The organism is Mesorhizobium sp. M7A.F.Ca.AU.001.01.1.1 (assembly GCF_004022735.1).
Taxonomy (GTDB): domain Bacteria; phylum Pseudomonadota; class Alphaproteobacteria; order Rhizobiales; family Rhizobiaceae; genus Mesorhizobium; species Mesorhizobium ciceri.
In genome coordinates this window covers 1-5,918 of record NZ_RZPF01000403.1, presented here as the reverse complement: position 1 = coordinate 5,918, position 5,918 = coordinate 1, and the positions used below count along the sequence as shown (strand labels likewise).

5 protein-coding genes are annotated in these 5,918 nt (G+C 64.1%); 3 read left to right on the top strand and 2 right to left on the bottom strand.

Annotated elements, in window-relative coordinates:
- The first annotated feature begins 61 nt into the window (after positions 1 to 61).
- Both EN884_RS22430 and EN884_RS22425 read left to right on the top strand, forming a co-directional pair.
- Positions 62 to 1,210 (top strand): histidine kinase dimerization/phosphoacceptor domain -containing protein, encoded by a 1,149-nt coding sequence (locus EN884_RS22430; protein WP_027160613.1) that lies wholly within the window; start codon positions 62 to 64, stop codon positions 1,208 to 1,210.
- On the top strand, positions 1,207 to 1,653 hold the full coding sequence (locus tag EN884_RS22425; RefSeq protein WP_063168287.1) for a response regulator: 447 nt from the start codon (positions 1,207 to 1,209) through the stop codon (positions 1,651 to 1,653). The genes EN884_RS22430 and EN884_RS22425 overlap by 4 nt, the downstream gene beginning before the upstream one ends.
- 9 nt (positions 1,654 to 1,662) lie before the next feature.
- Here the strand turns inward: EN884_RS22425 and EN884_RS22420 are convergent, their stop codons facing one another.
- Positions 1,663 to 2,550 carry a dienelactone hydrolase family protein gene (locus EN884_RS22420; protein ID WP_063168288.1) on the bottom strand — a complete coding sequence of 296 codons (888 nt, stop codon included), beginning with the start codon at positions 2,548 to 2,550 and terminating at the stop codon, positions 1,663 to 1,665.
- Between the two features lie 427 nt (positions 2,551 to 2,977).
- On the opposite strand from EN884_RS22420, the gene EN884_RS22410 reads away from it, so the two are divergent.
- Positions 2,978 to 3,412, top strand: a complete 435-nt coding sequence (locus EN884_RS22410; protein ID WP_013530999.1) for a hypothetical protein — start codon at positions 2,978 to 2,980, stop codon at positions 3,410 to 3,412.
- Positions 3,413 to 3,549: 137 nt separating this feature from the next.
- Here the strand turns inward: EN884_RS22410 and EN884_RS22405 are convergent, their stop codons facing one another.
- The gene (locus EN884_RS22405; protein ID WP_063168289.1) at positions 3,550 to 5,865 is read right to left on the bottom strand and encodes a glucose/quinate/shikimate family membrane-bound PQQ-dependent dehydrogenase; all 2,316 of its coding nucleotides are present in this window, start codon (positions 5,863 to 5,865) and stop codon (positions 3,550 to 3,552) included.
- Between the last annotated feature and the right edge of the window lie 53 nt (positions 5,866 to 5,918).

Genomic DNA, 5,918 nt, shown 5'->3' with positions numbered 1-5,918 from the left:
AGATTGAACCAAATCGGCGTCTGATCCGTTGTCACCCGCGAAAATGGCTTGGAGTGACAGAATGGAATGGAAACGGACCAGGGAGCCTGCCGACGCATGGCACATGACGGACGATCTGCATGTCGAGCACGGCAAGGGCGATCCGTTCGCGGCGGCTATCCGCGCCACCCGCATGTCGATGATCATTACCGATCCCCGACAGCAGGACAATCCTATCGTGTTCGCCAATGACGCTTTCCTGCGACTGACCGGATATGAGCGTCATGAGGTTCTGGGCAGGAACTGCCGCTTCCTGCAGGGACCGAAGACCGACAAGGCCGCTGTCGAACAGATACGCGCGGCGATCGAGGATGAAACCGATGTCAGCGTCGATATCCTGAACTACCGCAGGGACGGCTCGACCTTCTGGAACGCGCTCTACATCAGCCCCGTTTCGAACGACAAAGGCGATTTGCAGTTCTTTTTCGCATCGCAGCTCGACGTCTCGGATCGCAAACAATCGGAGAGTCGCATCAACGCGGACAAGGACCGCTTCGAAAAGGCGGTGAAGGAACGCACCGCGGAACTGGAAGCCGCCCTCGAGGCGCAGACCACCTTGCTGCATGAGGTGGATCACCGGGTGAAAAACAACCTGCAGATGATCTCTTCCCTCATCATTATGCAGCGGCGGACCATACGGGACGAAGCGATCAGGCGTTCGTTGACCACCATGCTGGAGCGCATCGAAGCCCTGAGCACCGTGCATCGGCGGCTTTATCAGTCGAAGGACGTCAGCAAGTTCGATGTGGCGGATTTCGCCAAGGATCTGGTGACAGACCTGCTGACGGCGTCGGGGCGCTCTGAGATCAGTCCGGCTCTCGACCTGGAACCGATCGTCATTTCCGCGGAAAAGGCAACGCCCGTCGCTCTGATGGTCAACGAACTCGTCACCAATGCTCTCAAGCATGCCTTCAAGTCCAAGCCCGACGGAATGTCGGCCGGCCGCCTGGGCATCAAAATGAGCCAGCCCGACGGCCACTTGAATATCGAGGTGTCGGACGACGGCGTCGGCATGGCCGACGCCAACGGCGATGCCTCGTTCGGCATGCGGCTGATCAAATCGCTCGCCCGCCAGTTGCATGCCGAGATCGAATGGCGCGACACCGGCCCCGGCACGAAGGTCGTTATCTCGATCCCGAACGAACCTCAGGAAAAAGGGAATGTGTCATGATTGAGCCGCTCAAGGTCCTGATCATCGAGGACGAAGCGCTGCTGGCAATGGAGCTGGAGAGCCTTGTCGAGGACGCCGGCCACAGCGTCGTCGGCTGGGCGACCTCTTCGGCGGAAGCCATGGCCATGGCGGATGCGACCGAAGCCGATATCGCCTTCGTCGACATCCATCTGAGTGACGGGCCGTCCGGCATCGACGTGGCCAAGTACATAGGCGAAAGGAAGAGTTCGACGGTGGTGTTCATGACCGCCAATCCGAAGCGCATCCCCGATCATTTCGCCGGCGCGATCGGCGTCATAGCCAAGCCTTACACGATGAACGGGCTGACGTCGGCGTTGCGGTACCTGCAGGAAGGCATGCGCCGCCCGCCCCCCGTTTCGGCGCGGCCGGCCGGCTTCACCCTGTCGCCGGCCTTCGAAACCGCCTGGGCGCCGGCGGCATGACAGCTGAAGTCATTTCAGTTTTTCCCGAAGGAAGGCGATCGTTCTGCCCCAGGCGAGGTCAGCCGCCTTCTTGTCGTAGCGCGCCGCCGACGTATCGTTGTTGAAGGCGTGGTTGGCGCCTTCATAAACATAGACCGTGTAGTCGACATGCGCCGCGTCGAGTTCCTTCTTGAAGGCGTCGATGCCGGCATTGATGCGCTCGTCGAGTCCGCCATAGTGCAGCAGCAAGGCCGCCTTGATCTTGGATACATCGGCGGCCTTCGGCTGCATGCCGTAATAGGCAACGCCGGCACTGAGATCGGGCGCGTTGACGGCCAGCATGTTGACCGTGCCACCGCCCCAGCAGAAGCCGATAGCGCCGACCTTGCCGTTGCCGTCTTTGTCGCTCTTGAGGAAAGCGACGGTCGCAACACCGTCAGCGATGGTCTGCGCCGGATCGAGCTTGCCGAACATGTCGCGCGCCCTGTCTTCGTCGGTCGGCGTGCCGCCGAGCGGCGACAGAAAATCCGGCGCCAGCGCCACGAAGCCTTCCAGCGCCACGCGCCGCGCCACATCGCGGATATGCGGGTTGAGCCCCCTGTTCTCATGCACGACGATGACGGTACCGAGCTTGCCCGTCTGGTTCGCCGGCTTGACCAGATAGCCCTTCATCTCGCCGCTGCCGCCGCGGTAGCTGATGTCCTCGCCCTTCACGCGCGGATCGTTGTCGGCGACGATTCCTGCTTGCGCCGAATTTGCCGCCAGAAGAGGCGCGATCGCCGCCGCCGCCGCACCTGATCCGGCAAGCCGGGTCAACTGCTCCATGAACCGGCGGCGATCGAGCGTCAGATGCGTGTACTCGTCATAGGCGTCGATCATCGCCTGGGTGATGGTGGGCTTGGCGTCGGGTCTCGTCATGGATGGGCTCCTCTGCTTCGGGCTTCAATTCCCAGCTACATAGGGACCAAGCCGGCATCATCCAGTCGAGCACTCATCGCTGCCGTCGATTGCCTCAGGCGTATGCCGCCGGCCGCGTCCGGGCAGCAAAGCCGGTGCCCATGCGCGGCCGTGTCATCACTTTTTAGTCATTGGCGATAAATCCTGCTGGCGCTGCCACAATCGTGAAGGAAGGTGGCTATCGACGGTATCTTGACCGCGTGCCTCAGACCCAGAAGGAAGCGAGACCATGACCATGCCTTCCCCGATCCTCGCCAGCGCGGTCGTCCTTGCGGGGGCCGCCGCTTTGGCCCTACGCTCGATGGTTGTGAATGCAGGCAGACTATCGTTGATCAGGGTCCGCACTGAGCGGAACCGCAACACGAAAACCCAGGGTTGAGGTGACGCCATGAACGTCCAGGACATCGTCAACACCGTTTCGCAGAAGGCGGGCCTCGACCAGGCGACGACGGAGAAAGTCGTCGGCACCATTTTCTCGGTGCTCGAACACGAGGCGGAAGGCACCAGCGCCTCGGCGTTCTTCGCCAAAATCCCCGGCGCCGACGACCTCGCCCATCAATATGACGTCATGGCCGCCGCTCCGGCCGGCGGTGGCGGTTTTCTGTCGTCGTTGCAGGGCGCGCTTGGCGGCGTTCTCGGCGAGAAGGCCGGCGCGCTGATCAACGGCATCGCCGCGCTCAAGGCATCCGGGCTCGACATGGCGCAGATCCAGAAGGCCGGCGCGACGCTGATCCAGCAGGCCGAAGCCGCCGCCGGCCCCGACCTGACCAACAAGGTGCTCGGCTCGGTGCCCAGCCTGAAGGGTCATTTGGGGATTGGCTGATCGACAACGGGCCGATCGGAAGATTCCCGCCCCTCATCGCCCAGTCGGGCACTTTTCCCCGTCACTATGCGGGGAAAGGACACCGGCACAGATGAGGGGCGGCGCGACCTCTGAAAGATCGCGTCACCCTGTCGCCCCTACTTCGGCAGCGCGTAGGCCATCACATAGTCACCCGGCTTGGTGCCGACCGAACCGTGGCCGCCGGCGACGATGACCACGAACTGGCGGCCGTCGGCGACCGTATAGGTCATCGGCGTCGATTGCCCGCCGGCCGGCAGCCGCGCCTGCCACAGCTGCTTGCCCGATGTCAGGTCGTAGGCGCGCAGATAGTCGTCGACTGCGGCCCCCAGGAAGGCGACGCCGCCGGCGGTGATCATCGGCCCGCCGATGCCGGGCACGCCGACCTTCAGCGGCAGCGGCAGCGGCGTCATATCGTAGACGGTGCCGTTGCGGTGCTTGTAGGCGATCTTGCCGGTCCTGAGATCGGCACCGGCGACATAGCCCCAGGGCGGCGCCTGGCAAGGAATGCCGAGCGGCGACAGGAACGGTCCCATCACCACCGCATAGGGCGCGCCCTCGTTGCGGTTCAGCCCCTGTTCGCTGCCCCGCCCTTCGTCCGGCGGCGGCACCTGATCGCGCGGGATCAACTGCGACTTGAACGCCAGATAGGTCGGCATGCCGAACAGCACCTGCCGGACCGGGTCGACGGCGACGCCACCCCAGTTGAAGGTGCCGAAATTGCCGGGGTAGATCAGCGAGCCCTGGACGGAAGGCGGCGTATAGCGACCCTCATAGCGCAGGCCCTGGAATTCGATCCGGCAGGCCAACTGGTCGAACATGGTGAGGCCCCACATGTCGGCGCCGGTCAGCGGCTTCGGCATGAAGGTGAGATCGGAGACCGGCTGCGTCGGCGATGTGTGGTCGCCTTCGATCGCGCCGCCGGGCGCCGGCACTTCGTTGACCGCGATGACCGGCTCACCGGTGCGGCGGTCGAGCACATACAGATCGCCCTGCTTGGTCGGTCCGACCAGCGCCGGCACCACCGTGCCGTCGGGTTTGGTGATGTCGATCAGGCTCGGCTGCGCCGGTACGTCCATGTCCCAGAGATCGTGGTGCACGGTCTGCCGCACCCATCGCACCTGTCCGGTGTTGAGGTCGAGCGCGGTGATCGACGACGAGAACTTCTCGACATTGGCACTGCGCCCGGCGCCGAGCTGATCCGGCGTCTGGTTGCCGAGCGGCACGTAGAGCAGGCCGAGCTTCTCGTCGGCGCTCGGCGTCGACCACATGTTGGGCGAGTTGGCGGTATAGGTCTGGCCGGCCGGCAGCGGCGTCGTCTGGTCCGGATTGCCGGAATCCCAGTTCCACACCAGCGCGCCGGTGGCAGCGTCGTAGGCGCGGATGACGCCGGACGGCTCCTGCGTCGAATAATTGTCGTTGACCGCGCCGCCGACAATGATCTTGCCGCCTGAGATCAGCGGTGCCGAGGTCGAGTAATAATAGCCCGACTTCGGATAGGGCATGTTGGTCAGAAGGTTCAGCGTGCCGCCCTCGGCGAAAGCCGGGCAGATCTGCCCGTTGGCGGCGTCGAGCGCGATCAGCCGCGCGTCCGAGGTCGGCAGGTAGACGCGGGTCGCACAGGGCTGCCCGGCGGCGCCGGCGGCATCGGCGTAATAGGCCACGCCGCGGCAGGTCTGGTGCTGGCGGTCCTTGTCGAGCTTGACCTTGGGATCGAAGCGCCATTTCTCCTTGCCGCTCGCGGCATCGATGGCGATGGCGAAATTATGCGGCGTGCAGATGTAGAGCGTGTCGCCGATCTTCAGCGGCGTCACCTGATAGGTGGTCTCGCCGACATCGTCCGGTCCCTTCACGTCGCCGGTCTGGTAGGTCCAGGCAGGCTGCAGCTTGGCGACATTGTCCGGTGTGATCTGGTCGAGCGGCGAATAGCGCTGGCCGAACTGCGTGCGGCCGTAATAGTGCCACTCGCCGGCCGGCACGTCATTGCCGAGATTGGCGTTGGCGACCACCTTGTCGGTGCCGAGTTCGCCGGCAATGTCCTTCGGATCCGAAGTCATCGAATAACCGGCGACGGCCAGTGATGCCAGCACGGCAAGGATCAGCGGCGCGCGTGCGTCAGGGCCGACAAGACCCCGTCTCGCCCACGGCGTCAGCAGCCATAAAGCGAGAAGCACGATGACGCCGCCGCGAGGCCCGAGTTCCCACCAGTCGAAGCCGGTTTCCCAGACCGCCCAGGCCAGCGTGCCGAGCACGATCGCCGCGTAGAGCCACAGTGCGGTGGACCGGCGCCGGTAGAGCAGCCAGGCGGCGATCAGGAAGGCAAGGCCAGCAACGACATAGTACCAGCTGCCGCCCAGCATCGCCAGGCGGATGCCGCCGCCGCCGAGTGCCAGGCCGATGAGGAAAAGAATGAGGGAGGTGATGGTGACAGCCAAGATGATACTCCTTCGACTGTTGCGCTTTGCCACGCCAAGGACAGCCCGATGTC